We start from the raw sequence: 18,621 nt of genomic DNA on the forward strand, positions 1-18,621 counted from the left end.
CCGCGTGGCAAGCGGGCAGCATCGGCGCAATAATCGCATCGGATCGGGGTAATTCTGGGACCACCGGCAACGCGTGCCGCAACGCACGCCGCCACACGGCTGGTCAATGAGTTACCCGGCAAGCTCGCGGCCGTGTGGCGTATGCTCGGATGCGTTGAACTGGGTTAGCCCGTCTTTAACCATATTTCATCCCGCAGCGCGGCAGCGTCTCTCAGGGCCAGCCCGCAGGTCATGTGACGGCAAACGACTGCGGCGCCGACGGGCGGTGAGGAGGTGCGGAGCGGGTGTCCCTCGGGAGGGGTGTCGACCAGCACCGCAGCCGGATGGGCGGCGACGACGGCACGTAGGGCCGGAGCGTCGTTGATGGTCACCGTCGGTGCGGAGAGCTGGTCGAGGCCGTTCACCATGCTCGCGCAGCCGAACACGTTGGCGGCGATGGCGCGGGCATGGACCCTGAGGGCCGACCGGGCGCGGACCTCGTAGCTGTCGTCCCCGGTGAGGGCCCAGAGCGTCGCAAGGTTCTGGACCATGAGGCCGTTTGCGTTGGGGACGGCTTCGTCGAGCGGACTGTCGGGGCGCATGATCAGCGCGTCGGCATCGTCGGCGGTCCAGTAGTAGCCGCCGTCGGGCGCGGCGTAGTGCAGCTCGAGCGTCTCGCACCAGGCCCTGGCGTCGTCGAGGCAGCGCCCCGGGCGTCCTGCGGCGACGAGGGCGAGGGCGGCGTGGATCATCGCCGCATAGTCGAGCGCGAACCCCTGTTCGAGGCGCACCTTGCCGCGCACCGCGTGGATGAGCCGTCCGCCGTGGCCAAAGGTGGACCGCGCTGCAGCGTACGTGGTCTCGGCGAGATCGACCCAGTCCGTCCGGCCGAGCGCGGCGCCGGCGCGGGCGAGGCCGGCGATCATGAGGCCGTTCCAGTCGGCGAGGGCCTTGTCGTCCCGGGCGGGCCGGGGTCGACGTTCGCGCGCCTCGAGGAGCCGTTCGCGGCAGGCGGCGAGGAAGGCCTCTGTCCCGGCGTCGGCGAGGTCGGCCTCGGCGAATCGGTGGAGGACGTTGGTGCCTTCCCAGTTGCCCTCGGCGGTGGCGCCGTAGTGCCGGGCGAAGCGCGCCGCATCGGTGCCCAGGACGTCCGTGAGGGCCGCCATGGACCAGACGTAGAACCGGCCTTCCTCGCCCTCGGAGTCGGCGTCGAGGCTCGCGGCGAAGAGCCCGCCCACGTCCATCTCGCGGATCAGCCAGTTGACCGTCTCCTCGCAACGCACGGCGAGGAGGCTCGAGCCCGTCGCCGCTCCGACTTCGCCCATCAGCGCGAGGATCTGGGCGTTGTCGTAGAGCATCTTCTCGAAGTGCGGCACGTGCCAGCGGGAGTCGACGGAATAGCGCGCCAGACCGCCGCCGACGTGGTCGTAGATGCCGCCCATGGCGATGCGGTTGAGGGCCGTGGTCACGGCCTTGAGGTACGCCTCGTCGCCGGTACGGGCGTAGGCGCGCCACAGGACGCCGAACAGGGAGGCGTTGGGGAACTTCGGAGCGCCGCGGGTTCCACCGTTCTCCGGGTCCATCAGCGACAGGAGCTGGCGGGCGGCCTTGTCGGGCGTGTCCGCCGGAAGCTCGCCGGGCTCGGCGGTCGCGCCGATGCGCTGGCGCAGGGCCGCGACGTTGCCTTCGACGACCTCGGCCCTGTCGCGATAGGCGTCGGCGACGGCGTTGAGGACGTCGACGAACCGGGCCCGTCCGAAGCGGGCGTCCTTCGGGAAATAGGTCCCGCCGAAGAACGGTTCGCCCCCGGAGGTGAGGAACATGGTGAGGGGCCAGCCGCCTTGCTCGCCCGTGGCGTGGAGGGCGGCCATGTAGATCTGGTCGATGTCCGGGCGCTCCTCGCGATCGACCTTGATATTGATGTAGCGGGCGTTCATGACGGCGGCGGTGTCGTCATCCTCGAAGCTTTCGTGGGCCATGACGTGGCACCAGTGGCATGCGGCGTATCCGACGGACAGGAGGATGGGCTTGCCGGTCCGTTCCGCTTCGGCGAGCGCATCGGCGGACCAGGGCCACCAGTCGACGGGATTGTCCGCATGCTGCAGCAGGTAGGGGCTGGCTTCTTGCGCCAGTCGATTGGCCATCGAGTGTCTCCATGCAGGTATCGGGAACAATTGTGGCGCTGTCCTCAGGTCGGCCACCTAGCGCGATCGCGATTATTCGCGCCAGTGGGCCAGCGTCGCTGTCCCTTGCGCAAGCGTTCGGCGTAACGGCGCTCCAGCCACGCCGCGCCAGCCTTCGCGGGCTGGTGTCTCCGGTGGACGGTGCGCTGATCGACCGCGCGCTCTGCCTCTACTTTCCCGCACCTCTCACGGCGACGGGAGAGGCGGTGGTGGAGTTCCACTGCCACGGCGGCCCTGCGGTCGTGGAGCGTGTCCTGGCGGACGCGGTGACGGTTCCCGGCGTGCGCATGGCGGAGCCGGGGGAGTTCACCCTGCGCGCGGTCCTCAACGGGCGGATGGGCATCTCCGACGCCGAGGCGCTGGCGGACGTGATCGAAGCCCGCACCGAGGCGGAGCGGCGGCGCGCGGTGCGGCTCGCGGAGGGGGCGCTGTCGCGTCTCGTCGCGGGTTGGCGGAGCGAGGTCATCGCGCTGCTCGCCGACGCAGAGGCGCGCCTCGACTTCGCCGACGAGGGGGACGTGCCGGACGACCTCGCCGATCTCGCCCGCCGTTGCGCGGCCCTGGCGGATGCCGTCGAACAGGTCCTCGCCGGGAGCGTGGAGGCGGACAAGCTGACGGACGGGTACCATGTCGTCCTCGTCGGTCCGCCCAATGCGGGGAAATCGAGCCTCCTGAACGCCCTCACGGCGAGCGAGGCGGCGATCGTGACGCCGGAAGCGGGGACGACGCGCGACGTGGTCTCCGTGACGATCGATCTCGGCGGATATCGCGTCACGCTGTCCGACACGGCGGGACTGCGGGATGGGGCAAGCGGTGTCGAGGCGATCGGCATCGAGCGGACGCGCCGATGGATCGAGGACGCAGATCTGGTGATTGCGGTCCGCAGTCCGGACACCGAGGCGGCCGACGTCCCGGCGGATCTGGTGATCCACCACAAGGCCGACATCTCGGGCGGGGAGGGGCTGGCGACATCCGTCCACGACCCGGCGTCCATCGGGCGCCTGCGCGACCGGCTGGCGGAGATCGTGGCGGAGGCGATGCGCCCGTCCGAGGCGGCGCTGGTGACCCGGGCCCGGCAGCGTTCCGCGCTCGGCGCATTCGCGGCGCGCGTGCGGGATGCTGCGGACGAGGGTGCGTTGGAGCTCCAGGCCGAGGCATTGCGCTTGGCCTGCCACGAAATGGCGCGTATGACGGGAGAAATCGGGATCGAGGACGTCCTCGACGACGTCTTCGGCCGCTTCTGCATCGGCAAGTAGGGTCAATGTTTCACGTGAAACACGACGTAGTCGTCGTCGGCGCAGGGCACGCCGGCTGCGAAGCCGCCGCCGCGTCGGCGCGTCTGGGTGCCCGCACGGCACTCGTCACGCTGTCCGCCGAGGCGATCGGGCGGCTGTCCTGCAATCCGGCGATGGGCGGGATCGGCAAGGGTCACCTCGTGCGCGAGGTCGACGCGATGGACGGCATCATCGGCCGCATTTCGGACCTCTCCGGCATCCAGTTCCGGCTGCTCAACCGGAGCCGCGGCCCGGCCGTGCGCGGGCCAAGGGCGCAGATCGACCGCGCCGCGTATGCCTCGGCGATGCAGGCCGAGCTTGCTGGCAGCCCCGGTCTCGACATCGTCGAGGGTGAGGTGGAGGACCTGATCGTCGATGCGGGCCGGGTGCGGGGCGTGGTGCTGCGCGATGGCCGGCGGATCGACGCGGGAGCCGTCGTCCTTACCACCGGCACCTTCCTGGGCGGCGTGATCCACCTGGGGGACAGGACGTGGCCCGCGGGGCGCATGGGGGAGGCGGCGGCGACCGCCTTGTCCACACGCCTCGGCGCTCTCGGACTGCCGCTGAAGCGCCTCAAGACCGGAACGCCGCCGCGGCTGGCGGCAAGGTCCATCGACTGGGCGGCCCTGCCCGGGCAGCCGGGCGACGACGACCCGGTGATGCTGAGCGCGATGAGCGATTCTCCCGCTCTGGAGCAGCGCCCGTGCCACATCTCCGGCACGAACGCGGCGACGCATGAGATCATCCGCGCAAACCTCGGCCGTTCGGCCCTCTTCGGCGGCGGGATCACCGGCGTCGGACCGCGTTACTGCCCGTCCATCGAGGACAAGGTGGTCCGGTTCGCGGATCGCGACGGCCATCAGGTGTTCCTGGAGCCGGAGGGGCTGACGAGCGACCTCATCTATCCCAACGGCATCTCCACCTCGCTCCCCGAGGACGTGCAGGTCGCCTTCGTGCGAACGATGGCGGGCTGCGCCCGCGCCGAAATCGTCCAGCCGGGCTATGCCATCGAGTATGACGCCGTCGACGCGCGCGCTCTCTCGCCGAGCCTCGAGCTGCGGGCGCTGCCGGGGCTTTTCCTGGCAGGGCAGATCAACGGGACGACAGGGTACGAGGAGGCTGCAGGGCAGGGGCTTCTCGCGGGGCTCAACGCCGCACGCCTCGCGGGCGATGGCGAGCCGGTCACGATGGACCGGTCGACGTCCTACATCGGCGTGATGGTGGACGACCTCGTCACCAACGGTGCGGACGAGCCCTATCGCATGTTCACCTCGCGGGCCGAGAACCGCCTCGCCCTCCGGGCCGACAACGCGACCGAGCGCCTTACTCCGTGGGCGGATGCCGTCGGCCTCGTCGGACCGGCCCGCCGGGCGCATCATCGCACCGCGGTGGAGGCGAAGGCCGGCGCGGATGCCACCCTTCGCGCGCTCGCCGTGTCCCCGACGGAGGCGAGCGAGGCCGGCATCAGCGTCAACCGTGATGGACGACGACGGGACGGCTACGCCCTGCTTGCCCATCCGGACGGCGGCTGGCACGTGCTCGACCGCTTACGCCCCGAGCTTCGGGCGCTGCCCCGGGACGTGCGCGACAGCATCGAGGCGGACGCTCTCTATCGCACCTACACCGACCGCCAGCGCTCCGTCGCGGAGGAGACGCGGGCGGCCGACTCCCTCCCCATCCCCTCGAGCCTTGCGGAGACCCCCATCCCCGGCCTTTCCAACGAACTGAGGCAGAAGCTTCAGGCCCGGCGACCCGCCACCATCGGCGAGGCGCGACGCATCTCCGGCATGACCCCGGCCGGCCTCGCCCTCATCGCCGCACACGCCAGACGCGCCATTGCTTGACGAAGCTGAGGAAAACGCACGCGAGACCGTCCGTTCCCGCGTGACGCCGAGCGTCTTTGACGCGATTGAAAGGTTTGTGGGGGCTTGCTCGCGTTGGGGGCGCGTCTCGAACCTCGTCAGTGCGGCGGACCGAGCCCGGCTGTGGGAGCGCCATGTTCTGGACAGCCTGCAACTCGTCCCGCTCGCCGAGGGCGCCGGCCCGGTGTGGGTGGACCTTGGATCGGGGGGTGGCTTCCCCGGCATCGTCGTCGCCATCGCGCGCGAAGGAACGGACATGACCTTGATCGAGGCCAACAGGAAGAAGTCCGCATTCCTGCTTCAGGCCGCCGCCGAGGCGGGGGTGAAGGTGCGCGTGCGGCCGCAGCGGATCGAGGCCGTCGAGCCCTTCGTCGCCGACGTGGTCTCCGCCCGCGCCCTGGCCTCGCTCGACACGCTGATCCGGCTCGCCGCGCCCTTCTTCGGACCGGACACGATCGGCCTCTTCCCGAAGGGCAAGGACGCGCCGCTGGAGACCGACACGGCGCACCTGCGACACGATTTCACCGCGAGTCTGATCCCGAGTCTCACGGAAGATTCATCGATTGTTAGGGTTACCGGTCTGAGGACAGTGTCATGACGCTCCCTGTACGTCCGCGGGTCATCGCGGTTGCCAATCAGAAGGGCGGTGTCGGCAAGACGACGACCGCCATCAATCTCGCCACCGCGCTGGCCGCCACCGGCCAGACGACCCTGCTCGTCGACCTCGACCCTCAGGGAAACGCCTCGACCGGCCTCGGCGTCGACCCGGACGCCCGCCGGGTGACGACGTACGACGTGCTCACGCGGGTGAACACGCTGCAGGAGGCCATGCACGAGACGGGCATCCCCGGCCTGTCGCTCGCGCCGGCGACGATGGACCTCCTCTCCATCGACATCGAGCTTTCGGCCCAGTCCGACCGCGCGCGGCGGCTGGCCGACGCCATCCTCGCGATGTCGCAGACGGACGCCTGTCCGAGCTACGTGGTCATCGACTGCCCGCCATCGCTGACGATGCTGACGGTCAACGCGCTGACGGCGGCGCACGCGGTCCTGGCGCCGCTGCAGTGCGAGTTCTTCGCCATGGAGGGCCTGTCGCAGCTGCTGCGGACGATTTCCGAGGTGCGCGACAGCGTGAACCCCGAGCTCGCCATCCACGGCATCGTCCTGACGATGGTGGACGGGCGCAACAACCTCTCGAATCAGGTGGAGGCGGACGTGCGCTCGACCATGGGCGATCTCGTCTACGCGACGACGATCCCGCGCAATGTCCGCCTGTCCGAGGCGCCGTCGTACGGCAAGCCGGCTCTTTTGTATGACATTAAGTGCGCGGGCAGTCAGGCGTACCTGCGCCTGGTGTCGGAGCTGATGGATCGTGAACAACGGATGATGGGAGCGGCCTGATGGAGCAGGACACCAAGAAGCGCCTCGGCCGCGGCCTGTCCGCGCTGCTGGGCGACACCGGGCTGCCACCGGCGGCTGGGAACGGCGGCGTCGAGCGCACGCCGACCCGCGTTCCGATCGACCGCCTGGTCCGCAGTGACAAGAACCCTCGTTTTACCTTCAGCGACGAGTCGCTGGAGGAGCTCGCTGACTCGATCAAGTCGCGGGGCATCATGCAGCCGCTGCTGGTCCGCCCGACCGAGGACGGACGCTACATGATCATCGCCGGCGAGCGGCGCTGGCGTGCGGCGCAGAAGGCGGGCCTGCACGAGGTGCCGGTCGTCGTGCGCGAGGCGACCGAGGGCGAGGCGCTCGAGCTCGCCATCATCGAGAACGTGCAGCGCACCGACCTCAACCCGATCGAAGAGGGGATGGGCTACCAGAAGCTCATCGAGGAGTTCCAGCACCGGCAGGAAGACCTCGCGAAGATCATCGGCAAGAGCCGCAGCCACGTCGCCAACACGCTGCGTCTTCTGAACCTGCCGGCGTCGATCCGGGCGAGCGTTGCCGAGGGGGCGCTGACGGCGGGCCATGCCCGCGCGCTGATCGGCACGGCGAACCCGGACGCGGTGGCCGACGAGGTGATCCGTCTCGGCCTCTCCGTGCGGGCGACCGAGGCGCTGGTGGCAAAGCTCGCCCGAGAGGCCGACGCACCGAGGCCGGAGCGACGGGAGCAGGAGAACGCGGACACGCGCGCGCTGGTGAACCGCCTTTCCTCCCGCCTCGGCCTCGCCGTCAATCTGAAGCACAAGGACAACGAGAGCGGCGTGCTGACGATCAAGTACACGTCGCTCGACCAGCTCGACGCCGTCTGCCGGATGCTCGGCGAAAGCTGAGCCGTCTCGGTGCGCGGCGCGCCTCTAGCCCTTGAAGGCCGGGGCTGCGTAGAGCGCCAGCATCATCATGGCGATCGCGAGGGTCCATGCGCCGAGGACGCGCCGCGCGATCGCCCCGATCATCGCTCCCAGCAATCGCTGCACGAGGGCGAGGAGGGCCGCCAGCAGGCCCATCCCGAGGAGCGCTCCGCCGAGGGTCCCGGCGATCGAGGCGATGACGGCGCCCGTTGAGCCGTGCTCGGGCGCCGTCGCGATGCCCATGGCCCAGCCGAGCACAAGCGCCAGACCCTCCGCCAGCGGCCGCGGCATGCGCGCCGTCGCGACGAGCACCGCGCCGACGGCCCCGGCGGTGCCGAGGAGCGCCGGCATCATCCACAGCATGTACTGGAGCGGCGGTGTCGCGAGGCCCGCCACGAAGCCGGCGACGAGGCAGACGGCGGCGGTCGTCGCGACGCGTCGCTCCATGGCGCTGGCGGCGATCGCCCCGGCGGCCAGTGCGAACGTCAGGTTCGAATAGAGGACGAGCTGGGTCGCTCCGGCGGTGACGCCCGCGAGGCCCTCTGGCGGCACGTGGGCGCTCGCACAGGCGGGGAGGAGTGCCGCCGGGGTCAGGATTGCGGTGCAGAGGCGACGCCGCCACAGGGGCCTGTCAGGGCCACGCACGGGGTGCCGTCCGCCGGGCGTGCTCAGAGTTCCGGAAGCTGGATGCGATCGTCGACGCCGAACAGCATCGTCAGCACCGCCGCGCGGACCCACATGCCGTTGCGCTCCTGCCGCCAGTACTTGGCGCGCGGGTCGTGGTCGATCTCCGGGTCCAGCTCGTCGCGGCGGGGCAGCGGGTGCATGATCACGCAGTCGTCCCGCAGGCTCGGCAGGTGCTCGGCGCGCAGGTGGTACTTCGAGTAGTCGAGCGCGCCGGACTCGTCGCCGACGTCGTACTCGTCCTGGATCCGCGTCATGTAGACGGCATCCGCCTCGGCGATCGCCGGGAGGAAGGCGTCGGTCTCCTCGAACGCGACACCCGCGGCGGCAAGGTCGGTGCGCAGGTCCTGGGCGATCCGGAAGGCGGGCGGGGAGGAGAAGATGATCCGCACACCCTCGTAGTTCGCGAGCAGCCGGGCGAGGGAGCGGACCGTGCGGCCGCGGCGCAGGTCGCCGACCATGCAGATCGTCTTGCCGTCGATCCCGCCGCGCATCCGCAGCGATCGGGTGAGGGTGTAGATGTCGAGGAGGGCCTGCGTCGGATGCTCGTCGGGGCCCGAGCCGGCGTTGATGATCGGCACCGGGCGCGGCGTCGCGTCGAGAAGCTGGGCCGTCCGGTCGCACAGGCCCGGGATGGGCGAGCGCATGATGATGAGGTCGACGTAGGACGAGAAGGTCCGCAGCGAGTCCTCGACGCTCTCGCCCTTGCGCTCCGACGAGGTTGCCGAGTCGCGGATCTCCGAGGCGGTGATGCCGAGGATGTGGCAGGCGGAGTGGAACGAGAGGAAGGTGCGCGTCGAGGGCTGCGTGAAGTACAGCATCGCGCGTTTGTGCGAGAGCAGCGACCCGAGGTAGGCGAGGCCCTCCCGGCTCTTGTCGAACCGGCGGATCGTGTTCGTCAATTGGCAGAGGTAATTGAGGAACCGCCTGTCGAACTGACTGGATGTCAGCACATGTCGCAGAGGTGTCTCGGGTGGCTCGGCGATGGTGAAGGCGTCCATGGCAGCCCCTCGGTAGCTCCGGGCTCTCTTATCCCTTCCGTGAAAGGTACGCTAGGGCGGAAAGGCCGTGGATGGCGGCATTGCACCGATGGGTGCCGTGACCGCCTATGTGCTCACGCCCATCGCCTCGCGGGCCATGAGGTGGAGGATCGCGTGGCGGCGGGCCAGCGTCTCCACGTCGGTCATGTAGCCGCCGCCGAGGACGCCGACGAACGGCAGCCCGCGCCGCTGCACCGCGGCGATGACGCGGCGGTCGCGCTCGGCGAGGCCGCGGTCCGTCAGCGCGAGGCGGCCGAGGCGGTCGTCGCGGTGCGGGTCGACGCCGGCGTTGTAGAAGACGATGTCGGCCGGCATGGCGAGCGCGGCTTCCAAGGTCTCGTCGAGCACGGCGAGGTAGGCCTCGTCCTCCGTCCCGTCGGGAAGCGGGACGTCGAGCGTCGAAGGCGCCTTGCGGACGGGGTAGTTGTGCTCGCCATGGATCGAGACCGTGGAGACGGCCGGGTCGCGCTCGAAGATCCAGGCGGTTCCGTCGCCCTGGTGGACGTCGCAGTCGAACACCAGCGCGCGGCCGATGGCGCGGTCCGCCTGCAGGACGCGGATCGCCACGGCAACGTCGTTGAAGACGCAGAAGCCCGCGCCCTGCTCGCGCCGTGCGTGATGGCTGCCGCCGGCAGTGTTGCAGGCGATGCCGTGCTCGAGGGCGAGGCGGGCGGTGAGCGTGGTCCCGGCGGACGCGGTGCGGGCACGAAGGGCGACGCTGTCGGTCATGGGAAAGCCGATCTCGCGGGCGACCTTCGCCGGCACGTCGGCGGAAAGGACCTGGTCGACGTAGGCGCGGTCGTGGGCGAGGGCGATCCACTCGGCCGGCGCGGGGGCCGGTTCGTAGAACGGGCCGAAGCCGAGGTCGGCGAGGACGCGCGCCACGGCGCCGTACTTGCCCATCGGGAAGCGGTGTCCCGGGGGGAAGACGGCCTGGTAGCGGGGATTGTGGACGACGGGAAGCAAGGGCCGCTCGCTGGTTCGCTGCAACAAGCTAGGGCGAAGTGGCGGCCGTGAAAAGGCGGCGGGAGGCGGCCGGGTGGCCGCCTCCCGAGTTGGGCTAGACGAGGACGGCGGGCGCTGCCGCGACGGCCGCGAGTGCGGCGGGGGCGGCGACGGCCGCACCGCCCACCAGCATGAGGATCAGGAAGATCACCGCGATGACCACGAAGATGAAGAAGAGGATACGCGCGACGGTCGCCGCGCCCGCTGCGATCCCGGTGAAGCCGAACACGCCGGCGATGACCGCGATCACCGCGAAGATGATAGCCCAGGTCAGGAAGTCCATGTGACACCGTTCAGGTAGTGAAATCGTATTGCTCGATTAACTAACGGACTTCCTTCTGGGTTCCCTGCGACGTGCGAACTCCGCCGGGTACTCGCCATTTTGCCCCGTCCTGAACTATCGTCACCCCAACGATGCGGCCTAGCCGTTGCGAAAGGGACACCTCGATGACGAAGACACTGACGGGCGCCGCGTTGATGGCGCTCATGACCCTCCTGGCGACCACGGCGGTACAGGCACAGACGTCGAGCGACACGACCGTGCCGACCGTCGCGTCGGACGGGACGCCGACCAATCCGGCGGACGAGTCGACGGTGACGACGACGATCCCCACCGTGGACGATCCCGGCACGCCGCCGGCCGAGGGGCCGAAGCTGACGCTGGAAGGGCGGATCGGTCCGGGCGACGAGTGCCCGGTGATCCACACCAAGGAGGGGAAGGTCTACGCGCTCGAGGGCAACATCGACGCGACCGACGACGGCGCCTACGTGCGCCTGACCGGCACCATCGACCCGTCGGCCAACTTCTGCCTCGAGAGCAAGGAAGTCATCCTTGTCGAGACGCTCGAGCACATCAAGAAATAAGGCCCGGGCCTTTCGCGCGGCGCCGGGGTCACCGGTGCCGCGCGGCTCCGGCTCGCGTCAGCTCGCGAGCTCCTTCGCGCGCTGACGTAGCGCGAACTTCTGGATCTTGCCGGTGGACGTCTTCGGCATCGGCTCGAACACGACCTTCTTCGGCGCCTTGTAGTGGGCGATGCGCTCGCGCACCCAGGCGATCAGCTCGGCCTCGTCGGCCTGCGCGCCCTCCACCAGCTCCACGAAGGCGCAGGGCGTCTCGCCCCACCGCTCGCTCGGCATCGCCACCACCGCGGCCGAGGCGACCGCCGGGTGCGCGTAGAGCGCGTCCTCCACCTCGATGGAGGAGATGTTCTCGCCGCCGGAGATGATGATGTCCTTGGCGCGGTCCTTGATCTCGACGTAGCCGTCCGGGTGGCGCACGGCGAGGTCGCCGGAGTGGAACATGCCGCCGGCGAAGGCCTTCTGGGTCGCCTCCTCGTCCTTCAGGTAGCCCTTCATGACGATGTTGCCGTACATCATGATCTCGCCGACCGCCTCGCCGTTGGAGGGGACGTCCTCCATCGTCTCCGGGTCGCGCACGCTGAGACCCTCCTGGAGCGTGTAGTTGACGCCCTGGCGGGCCTTGATGCGGGCGCGCTCCTCGACCGGCTTCTCGTCCCACTCCGGCTTCCAGGCCGACACGACGCACGGGCCGTAGACCTCGGTGAGGCCGTAGACGTGGGTGACGTCGATGCCGACCTCCTCCATGCGCTGGATCACGACGGCGGGCGGCGGGGCGGCGGCGGTCATCATGCGGATGGTGTGCGGGGACTTGAAGCCGCGCTTCTGGCATCCCTCGACCGCCATCTGCATGACGATGGGCGCGCCGCAGAAGTGGGTTACGCCGTACTTCTCGAATGCCTCGACGATGGCGTCGGCGGAGACCTGGCGGCAGCACACGTTGACGCCGGCCTTCATCGCGATGGTGAATGGGAAGCACCAGCCGTGGCAGTGGAACATCGGCAGCGTCCACAGGTACACGGGGAAGTGCGGCATCGCCCAGTCGAGGGCGTTGGAGATCGCGCCCATGGCGACGCCGCGGTGCGAGTAGACCACGCCCTTGGGCCGGCCGGTCGTGCCCGAGGTGTAGGAGAGGGTGAACGAGGTCCACTCGTCCTTCGGCGGCACGTAGGCCATCGGCTCGTCGGCGAAGAGCTCTTCGTAGGTGAGATCGTACGGGCCCTCGGTCGGCTTGGCGAGGATGTCCTCGATGCGCACGATGAGGGGGCGGCTCTCCATCTCCTCGACGGCCTCGCCGAGGCGCGACGCGAGTTCGGAATCGACCAGCACCATCTTCGTCTCGGAATGCTCCAGGCAGTAGCGGAGCGTTCCGGCGTCGAGGCGCGTGTTGAGCGTCAGGATGACGGCGCCGGCGATCGGCACGGCGAAGCTGGCCTCGACGAAGGCCGGGGTGTTGGGGGCCAGGATCGCGACCACGTCGCCCGGCTCGATCCCGCGTGCGCGGAGGCCGGCGGCGAGGCGGCGGGCGCGCACGTCGGTCTCGCCCCAGGTCTGCGAGAAGTCGCCGTGGACGATGGCGGTCTTCTCGGGAAATACGGCGGCGGTCCTGGCAAGGAAATTCAGCGGTGTGATCGCACGGAAGTTGGCGTCACACTTCTCAAGGCCGCGTTCATCCATGGTCGTTGCGTCTCCTCATCGCGTCTCGGCGGCGCTGGCGATGGCGGCCGCGCGTCGGGCCGAAAGCAGAGTTGCGCCGAACTCGCCCCGACCAACAAGCCCCGGTCCATCGTCCTGGTGAAGGTTGGGCCAGCACCGAGGGATCATTATCAGAATTTGGATGAAATTATGCTCCTGAATCGGCTCTCCATTGCCGCGAAACTTTGGGGTCTGACCGGGATCAGCGTTCTGACGCTGGCCGGCCTGGCCCTTGCGATCATTCCCCAGGCGCATCGGTACGCGGTGGAGCTCGAGGCCGACAAGGCCCGGGCCATCGCCGAGGTCGCCCGCAATCTCGGCCTGCAGCTCGCCGGGGAGGCAGAGGCCGGCCGGATGACCGAGGAGGCGGCGAAGGACGAGTACAAGCGGGCGATCCGGGCCATGTGGTACGACGACCACAAGGAGTATCTGTTCGTCTTCGACGAGCAGGGGATCAACGTCGTCCACCCCGCGAAGCCGGAGCTCGAGTCGCGCAACCTGTGGGGCCTGACCGACCCGAAGGGCAACAAGGTGGTGCAGCGCCTCGCCGCGGCGGCAAGCGACGGCGGCGGGCGGGCCGACTACTGGTGGGAGCCGGCAGGCTCGAAGACGCCGGAGCACAAGCTCTCCTACGCCTACCCGATCAAGCCGTGGGGCTACTTCGTCGGCACCGGCATCTATACCATCCGCGTCGACGCGAAATTCGCGCACCTGACATGGGTCGCGACGGGCATCACCCTCGGCGCCATGCTGATCGTCGCGTTCGCCTCCTGGCTGGTCGCCCGCGACCTGTCGCGTCCCGCCTCGAGGATCGCCGACACGGTGGAGCGCATCGCCAACAACGAGGTGGTCGAGGACACCGGTTACCAGGACCGCGCCGACGACATCGGCAAGATCGCACGGGCGGTCGGCTCGCTGCGCGACGGCGTGATCGAGCGGATGGAGATGCAGAGGGCCCGGGAGCGGCAGGAGGGCGAGCGGGCCGCCGAGCGGGCGCGGGAGATGAACGCGATGGCCGACGCGCTCGACGCGAAGGTCTCGTCCGAAGTCGGCGGCATGGACAGCGAGGTCGGCTCGATGGTCGAGCGCGCCGAGCTGCTCCGCACGCTGTCGGAGAAGATGCGGCGCATGGCCAACGACACCTTCCTCGTCTGCGAGGAGGGGATGGCGAGCGTGGAGACGGTCGCGACGGCCGCCGAGGAGCTCTCCTCCAGCGCTCAGGAGATCAGCCGGCAGGTCGACGGCACCGCCACGACGACGCGGCAGGCCGTCACGATGGCGGAAGGGGCGACCACCTCGGTCAACGCGCTGATGGAGAAGAGCCGCAGCATCGGGGAAGTCACCCAGCTGATCAACTCGATCGCGGAGCAGACGAACCTCCTCGCCCTCAACGCCACCATCGAGGCGGCACGGGCCGGCGAGGCGGGCAAGGGCTTCACCATCGTCGCGCAGGAGGTGAAGGGCCTCGCCGAGCAGACGGCGAAGGCGACAGCGGAGATCGAGGGCCAGATCCGCGCCATCCAGGCCGAGACCGACCAGAGCGTCAATGCGATCCACGGAATCGTCGAGATCATCAACCAGGTCTCGACGAACACCGACGCGATGGCGAGCGCGCTCGACCAGCAGGTCGAGGCGATCCAGGAGATCGCCAAGAGCATCTCTGACGCGTCGACCTCGTCCAAGACCATCGGCGACAACATGAGCCACCTGCGGATGAGCGCGGAGGAGACGGGCGAGGCGATCGACGTCCTGTGGTCCGCGTCGTCATCGCTGCGCGGGCGCAGCACCGGTGTCGCCGGGGCCGTGCACGGCTTCCTGGACAGCCTGCGCCACTCCAACGACGACCACGCGGGGCGGATGGCGGGCTGACGCCTCGCCGGCCTGCCCCGTCGCGTCGGCCGGAGCAGGGTGCGGCGGTCGGCCGGGATCAGGAGAGGCGGTCGATGGGGCCGCCGATGCGTCTCGCGAGGGCCGGCGGCAGACCGATCGACGGCTTGGCCGGCGGGCGCGCGTAGGCCCCCTTCAGCGGCGCCGAGAGTCCGAGGCGGACCAGCATTTCGGCATAGAGCACGCCGGCGACAACGGGGTCGATGACGGGGACCGCGACGCGGTCCTCCACCGTGGCGGCGAAGCCCGCCAGCGGGGCGCCGCCGATGATCACGACGTCCGCCTTGTCGGTGGTGACGGCGGTGTCGACCAGCTCCACCAGCTGATCGCCGAGCGTCTCCTGCACGGTGTCGATCCCGCTCGGGGGCGCGGGCTGCGAGGGGACGCGCACGCCGGTGAAACGGGCGTCGAGCCGGGCCCGCGAGACCGAGTCGAGGTACCAGGTCGACATCACCTGCGAGAAGGTCACGATGCCGAACCGGTCGCCGACGGCGCAGGCGGTCAGGATCGCCGCCTCCGCGACACCGACGATGGGGATGTCGTAGAGCTCGCGCGCCGAATAGAGGCCGGGGTCGCCGAACGCGGCGACGACGACGGCGTCCACGTCGCCCTCATGCTCGGCGATCATCTCCAAGACTATGGAGGCGGAGACGTCCGCCTCCGCCCGCGAGGAAATGTAGGGAAACCCCCGCGCCGCGGTCGCGGGGACGAGCTCGGTCGTGGGCGCGAGGTAGGGGCGCACGGCGCTCGCCATGCGGTCCGTGAGGCTGGTGGACGTATTGGGATTGAGGAAGAGCAGCCGCACGGGAACCTATCGCATCATGGTCTGCGGCAGGATCGTCACGATCTGCGGCACCAGGGTGATGATGACGAGGCCGAGCATCATCAGGAAGAAGAACGGCATCGCGGCCTTGGTGATGTGAAGGATATCCCGTCCGCTCATCCCTTGCAGCACGAAGAGGTTGAAACCCACCGGTGGCGTGATCTGCGCCGCCTCCACGACGATCACCGCGAAGATGCCGAACCACAGGAGGTCGATCCCGGCGGCCTTGACCATCGGCAGCACCACCGTTGCCGTCAGCACCAGCATCGACACGCCGTCCAGGAAGCAGCCGAGGATGATGTAGAAGATGCCGAGCACGAAGAGCAGCGCGTAGGGCGAAAGGTGCAGTGAATCGACCCAGGTCGCGAGGTGCCGCGGGATGCCGGTGAAGCCCATCGCCATCGACAGGAACGCGGCCGTCACCAGGATGAAGGTGATCATGCACGAGGTGCGGACGGCGCCGAGCAGAGTGTCCATGAAGGTCTTCGGCGTCAGGCTGCGCGAGAAGCCCGCGAGGATCAGCGAGCCGATCACGCCGACGGTCGCCGCCTCGGTCGGCGTCGCGAACCCGCCGTAGATCGAGCCCAGCACGGCGATGATGAGGAGCATCACCGGGATCAGGTAGCGCGAGCGCCAGAGCTTCTCCTTCAGCGACAGCTTCTCGGTGTCGGCCGGGGTCAGCTCGGGGCGGAGCCAGGACCAGATCATCACGTAGCCCATGAAGAGGGCGATGATGAGGATGCCCGGAAGCACGCCGGCCATGAAGAGGCGCGAGATCGACTGCTGCGAGATGACGCCGTAGACGATCAGCATGATCGACGGCGGGATGAGGAGCCCGAGGGTGCCGGAGCCGGCGAGGGTGCCGAGGATCATCCGCTCGTCGTAGCCGCGGGCCTTCAGCTCGGGCAGCGAGATGCGGCCGACCGTGGCGCAGGTGACCGCCGACGAGCCGGCCACCGCCGCCATGATCCCGCAGCCGACGATGTTGACGTGGACGAGGCGCCCCGGCAACCACGACAGCCATGCCGAGAGGCCGAGGAACATGTCCTGCGAGAGCCGGGTCCGGAAGAGGATCTCGCCCATCCACACGAACAGCGGCAGCGCGGTAAGCGCCCAGTTCCAGGACGAATCCCAGACGGTGGAGGCGAGCAGCGAACCGGCCGGAGCCGGGGTGAAGAATTCGAGGGCGACCCACCCGACGATCCCGAGCGAGACGGCGATCCACACGCCTCCCGCGAGCAGGATCAGCATGACGGTGAAGAGAATGGTCGCGAGTACGCCGGCAGCCATCAGATGGAACGCTCCACGTCGGCCGGCATTCCGGCATCGGGGTTGGTCGAGTCGATCGGCTTGCCGGCGAGGACGCCTTCCTCGGTCTGGTAGCCGGGCATCTCCCCCTTCAGCACCAGGATCAGCTCGTCGACGAAGGCGATGACGAGGAGGCCGCCGCCGATGGCCATGCCGGTCTGCGGGATCCAGAACGGGGCCGCGATCAGTCCGGGCGAGACGTCGCCGAACTGGTAGGACTGCATGGCAAGGCGGATCGAGAAGTAGGTGAAGTAGGCGGAGGCGGCGAGGCCGATGAGGCAGCACAGCACCTCGACGACCTGCTTGATCCCCGCGGGCAGCCCACGCGTCGCGAGGTTGACGCGCACGTGGGTGCCGCTTTTCAGCGTGTAGGCGAGGCCCAGGAAGGTGGAGGCGGCCATGCAGAAGCCGGCCAGCTCCGTTCCGTCAATGGTCACGCCGACAAAGCGGCCGATGATCTGCGCGATGATGCTGAGCGCGATCCCCATGAGAAACAACCCGGCGAGAACGCCACTCACGAGATAGACCCCGTCGAGCGTGTGACGAAGGGGTCCGGTTCGGCCGCTTTGGGTCATCAGATTACTCGAGGCCCTTCGACTTGAAGAACGGGGTGACGGCTTCGACCGCCTCGGGGCTGGCCGACTCCTTCCAGGTCACGAGCATCTTGCCGCCGATCTCGGTCATCTTCTCGACGAGCGACTCGGGAGCTTCGGTGACGGTCATGCCGTGCTCCTTGAGGATGCCCTTCTGCTCGGTGGTGGTCGCCTCGGACATTTCCCAGGCGCGCTTCTCGGCCGTCTTGGCGGCCTCGAGGATGACCGTCTGGGTCGCCTCGTCGAGCGCGTCGAAGGCGGCCTTGGAGACGATCACGGCATTCTTGGAGTAGAGGGCGCCGACGTCGGTGTAGTAGTCGGTGTTGTCCCACGCCTGGATGTCGATGCCGGTCTGCGGGCTTGTGAACAGCGCCTCGATCAGGCCGGTGGAGAACGCCTGCGGGATCTCGGCGAACGGCAGGATGGTCGCCTGGAAGCCGAGGAGCTCACCCATCTCCTGGGTCGAGGTCGAGTAGATGCGCAGCTTCACGCCCGCGAAGTCGTCCGGACCGTTGACCGGAAACTTGGTGTAGAAGCCCTGGCCCGGCCACGGCGAGTAGAAGAGGACCTTCATGCCCGCTTCGTCGAACAGCTTGTCGAAGTAGGGCTTCTGGGCGTCCTTCAGCTCCCATGCGGCCTCATAGGTCGGGGCGATGAAGGGCAGGCCCGCGAGGATGTACATCGGGTCTTCGTTGCCATAGACGCCGAGGCGGATCTCGCCGATCGGGATCTGGCCGGACTGCACCGCACGCTTGATCGAGTCGAGCTTGATGAGCGAGTCGTTCGGCTGGAGGTCGATGGTGAGCTCGCCGCCGGACTTGTCCTCCACCTCGTCGATGAACATGCGGATGTTCTTCGTGTGGAAGTTCTCTTCCGGATAGCCCGACGCCATCAGCCAGGTGGTGGCTGCACTCGCCGGGACGGCCGCTGCCAGGACGGCAACACCCAGCGCGGCTGCGATGGTGCGCGTTCCGCTCAGTTTCATCATGCACTCCTCGTTCTGTTGATATCGGCCCGGGGGCACGGATCGCTCCGCCTTGGTGCATTTGGCATGCCACAATGGTGGGGACGCGGATTGCGATCCACGCTCCGGTCGGAAAGGTGGCCGACGCATCGGGGGTCCGTCCAGTCAAAGC

At 69.0% G+C, this 18,621-nt stretch carries 17 protein-coding genes; 7 read left to right on the top strand and 10 right to left on the bottom strand.

Going from position 1 to position 18,621, the window contains the following annotated elements; all coding sequences use genetic code 11:
- Window positions 1-164 precede the first annotated feature (164 nt).
- Entirely contained in the window at window positions 165-2,123 is a 1,959-nt protein-coding gene (locus tag DLJ53_RS02485) for a thioredoxin domain-containing protein (protein ID WP_111342050.1), read from the bottom strand.
- A gap of 11 nt (window positions 2,124-2,134) precedes the next feature.
- Between DLJ53_RS02485 and mnmE the strand changes: the two genes are divergently transcribed.
- The 5 genes from mnmE to DLJ53_RS02510 are packed head-to-tail and all read left to right on the top strand — an operon-like array spanning window position 2,135 to window position 7,574.
- Window positions 2,135-3,418 (top strand): tRNA uridine-5-carboxymethylaminomethyl(34) synthesis GTPase MnmE, encoded by a 1,284-nt coding sequence (mnmE, locus tag DLJ53_RS02490; protein ID WP_111342052.1) that lies wholly within the window; start codon window positions 2,135-2,137, stop codon window positions 3,416-3,418.
- 5 nt (window positions 3,419-3,423) lie between these two features.
- Window positions 3,424-5,280 (top strand): tRNA uridine-5-carboxymethylaminomethyl(34) synthesis enzyme MnmG, encoded by a 1,857-nt coding sequence (gene mnmG, locus DLJ53_RS02495; RefSeq protein WP_111342054.1) that lies wholly within the window; start codon window positions 3,424-3,426, stop codon window positions 5,278-5,280.
- Window positions 5,273-5,896: a 16S rRNA (guanine(527)-N(7))-methyltransferase RsmG gene (rsmG, locus tag DLJ53_RS02500; protein WP_111342056.1), complete on the top strand. Its 624-nt coding sequence runs from the start codon at window positions 5,273-5,275 to the stop codon at window positions 5,894-5,896. Before mnmG ends, rsmG begins: the two co-directional genes overlap by 8 nt.
- Window positions 5,893-6,699 carry a ParA family protein gene (locus tag DLJ53_RS02505; protein ID WP_111342058.1) on the top strand — a complete coding sequence of 269 codons (807 nt, stop codon included), beginning with the start codon at window positions 5,893-5,895 and terminating at the stop codon, window positions 6,697-6,699. The genes rsmG and DLJ53_RS02505 overlap by 4 nt, the downstream gene beginning before the upstream one ends.
- Window positions 6,699-7,574 (top strand): ParB/RepB/Spo0J family partition protein, encoded by an 876-nt coding sequence (locus DLJ53_RS02510; protein ID WP_111342060.1) that lies wholly within the window; start codon window positions 6,699-6,701, stop codon window positions 7,572-7,574. The genes DLJ53_RS02505 and DLJ53_RS02510 overlap by 1 nt, the downstream gene beginning before the upstream one ends.
- Before the next feature lie 24 nt (window positions 7,575-7,598).
- On the opposite strand, the gene DLJ53_RS02515 is transcribed toward DLJ53_RS02510, so the two are convergent.
- From DLJ53_RS02515 to DLJ53_RS02530, 4 genes are all read right to left on the bottom strand, one after another.
- On the bottom strand, window positions 7,599-8,144 hold the full coding sequence (locus DLJ53_RS02515; protein ID WP_111342062.1) for a hypothetical protein: 546 nt from the start codon (window positions 8,142-8,144) through the stop codon (window positions 7,599-7,601).
- Between the two features lie 116 nt (window positions 8,145-8,260).
- Window positions 8,261-9,277 (bottom strand): aspartate carbamoyltransferase, encoded by a 1,017-nt coding sequence (pyrB, locus tag DLJ53_RS02520; protein ID WP_111342064.1) that lies wholly within the window; start codon window positions 9,275-9,277, stop codon window positions 8,261-8,263.
- A gap of 105 nt (window positions 9,278-9,382) precedes the next feature.
- Window positions 9,383-10,282 (bottom strand): histone deacetylase family protein, encoded by a 900-nt coding sequence (locus DLJ53_RS02525; RefSeq protein WP_244934989.1) that lies wholly within the window; start codon window positions 10,280-10,282, stop codon window positions 9,383-9,385.
- Window positions 10,283-10,376: 94 nt separating this feature from the next.
- Window positions 10,377-10,604: a DUF1328 domain-containing protein gene (locus tag DLJ53_RS02530; RefSeq protein WP_111342066.1), complete on the bottom strand. Its 228-nt coding sequence runs from the start codon at window positions 10,602-10,604 to the stop codon at window positions 10,377-10,379.
- A gap of 164 nt (window positions 10,605-10,768) precedes the next feature.
- Between DLJ53_RS02530 and DLJ53_RS02535 the strand changes: the two genes are divergently transcribed.
- Window positions 10,769-11,185, top strand: coding sequence for a DUF5818 domain-containing protein (locus DLJ53_RS02535; protein ID WP_111342068.1), 417 nt, complete (start codon window positions 10,769-10,771; stop codon window positions 11,183-11,185).
- 57 nt (window positions 11,186-11,242) lie between these two features.
- On the opposite strand, the gene DLJ53_RS02540 is transcribed toward DLJ53_RS02535, so the two are convergent.
- Entirely contained in the window at window positions 11,243-12,856 is a 1,614-nt protein-coding gene (locus DLJ53_RS02540) for an AMP-binding protein (RefSeq protein ID WP_111342070.1), read from the bottom strand.
- Window positions 12,857-13,024: 168 nt separating this feature from the next.
- Here DLJ53_RS02540 and DLJ53_RS02545 point away from each other — a divergent pair, with 168 nt between their 5' ends.
- Entirely contained in the window at window positions 13,025-14,743 is a 1,719-nt protein-coding gene (locus DLJ53_RS02545) for a methyl-accepting chemotaxis protein (RefSeq protein WP_111342072.1), read from the top strand.
- A 58-nt stretch (window positions 14,744-14,801) separates the two neighbouring features.
- On the opposite strand, the gene DLJ53_RS02550 is transcribed toward DLJ53_RS02545, so the two are convergent.
- Genes DLJ53_RS02550 through DLJ53_RS02565 form a run of 4 tightly spaced genes read right to left on the bottom strand, consistent with a single transcriptional unit; the run spans window position 14,802 to window position 18,473 of the window.
- On the bottom strand, window positions 14,802-15,566 hold the full coding sequence (locus tag DLJ53_RS02550) for an aspartate/glutamate racemase family protein (RefSeq protein WP_111342074.1): 765 nt from the start codon (window positions 15,564-15,566) through the stop codon (window positions 14,802-14,804).
- Between the two features lie 6 nt (window positions 15,567-15,572).
- Window positions 15,573-16,874, bottom strand: a complete 1,302-nt coding sequence (locus DLJ53_RS02555; protein ID WP_111342076.1) for a TRAP transporter large permease — start codon at window positions 16,872-16,874, stop codon at window positions 15,573-15,575.
- The gene (locus DLJ53_RS02560; RefSeq protein ID WP_111342078.1) at window positions 16,874-17,467 is read right to left on the bottom strand and encodes a TRAP transporter small permease; all 594 of its coding nucleotides are present in this window, start codon (window positions 17,465-17,467) and stop codon (window positions 16,874-16,876) included. Before DLJ53_RS02560 ends, DLJ53_RS02555 begins: the two co-directional genes overlap by 1 nt.
- Window positions 17,468-17,471: 4 nt before the next feature.
- The gene (locus DLJ53_RS02565) at window positions 17,472-18,473 is read right to left on the bottom strand and encodes a TRAP transporter substrate-binding protein (protein ID WP_211100535.1); all 1,002 of its coding nucleotides are present in this window, start codon (window positions 18,471-18,473) and stop codon (window positions 17,472-17,474) included.
- Between the last annotated feature and the right edge of the window lie 148 nt (window positions 18,474-18,621).

Source organism: Acuticoccus sediminis (assembly GCF_003258595.1).
GTDB classification, from domain to species: Bacteria; Pseudomonadota; Alphaproteobacteria; order Rhizobiales; family Amorphaceae; genus Acuticoccus; species Acuticoccus sediminis.

Bases quoted from the DNA above. Each gene is read 5' to 3' on its own strand.
- DLJ53_RS02560 (WP_111342078.1), bottom strand. From the start codon at position 17,467: ATGACCCAAAGCGGCCGAACCGGACCCCTTCGTCACACGCTCGACGGG.
- DLJ53_RS02530 (WP_111342066.1), bottom strand. From the start codon at position 10,604: ATGGACTTCCTGACCTGGGCTATCATCTTCGCGGTGATCGCGGTCATC.
- pyrB (WP_111342064.1), bottom strand. From the start codon at position 9,277: ATGGACGCCTTCACCATCGCCGAGCCACCCGAGACACCTCTGCGACAT.
- mnmE (WP_111342052.1), top strand. From the start codon at position 2,135: ATGCAGGTATCGGGAACAATTGTGGCGCTGTCCTCAGGTCGGCCACCT.
- DLJ53_RS02565 (WP_211100535.1), bottom strand. From the start codon at position 18,473: ATGATGAAACTGAGCGGAACGCGCACCATCGCAGCCGCGCTGGGTGTT.
- mnmG (WP_111342054.1), top strand. From the start codon at position 3,424: ATGTTTCACGTGAAACACGACGTAGTCGTCGTCGGCGCAGGGCACGCC.
- DLJ53_RS02485 (WP_111342050.1), bottom strand. From the start codon at position 2,123: ATGGCCAATCGACTGGCGCAAGAAGCCAGCCCCTACCTGCTGCAGCAT.
- DLJ53_RS02535 (WP_111342068.1), top strand. From the start codon at position 10,769: ATGACGAAGACACTGACGGGCGCCGCGTTGATGGCGCTCATGACCCTC.
- DLJ53_RS02505 (WP_111342058.1), top strand. From the start codon at position 5,893: ATGACGCTCCCTGTACGTCCGCGGGTCATCGCGGTTGCCAATCAGAAG.
- DLJ53_RS02555 (WP_111342076.1), bottom strand. From the start codon at position 16,874: ATGGCTGCCGGCGTACTCGCGACCATTCTCTTCACCGTCATGCTGATC.
- DLJ53_RS02540 (WP_111342070.1), bottom strand. From the start codon at position 12,856: ATGGATGAACGCGGCCTTGAGAAGTGTGACGCCAACTTCCGTGCGATC.
- DLJ53_RS02545 (WP_111342072.1), top strand. From the start codon at position 13,025: ATGCTCCTGAATCGGCTCTCCATTGCCGCGAAACTTTGGGGTCTGACC.
- DLJ53_RS02510 (WP_111342060.1), top strand. From the start codon at position 6,699: ATGGAGCAGGACACCAAGAAGCGCCTCGGCCGCGGCCTGTCCGCGCTG.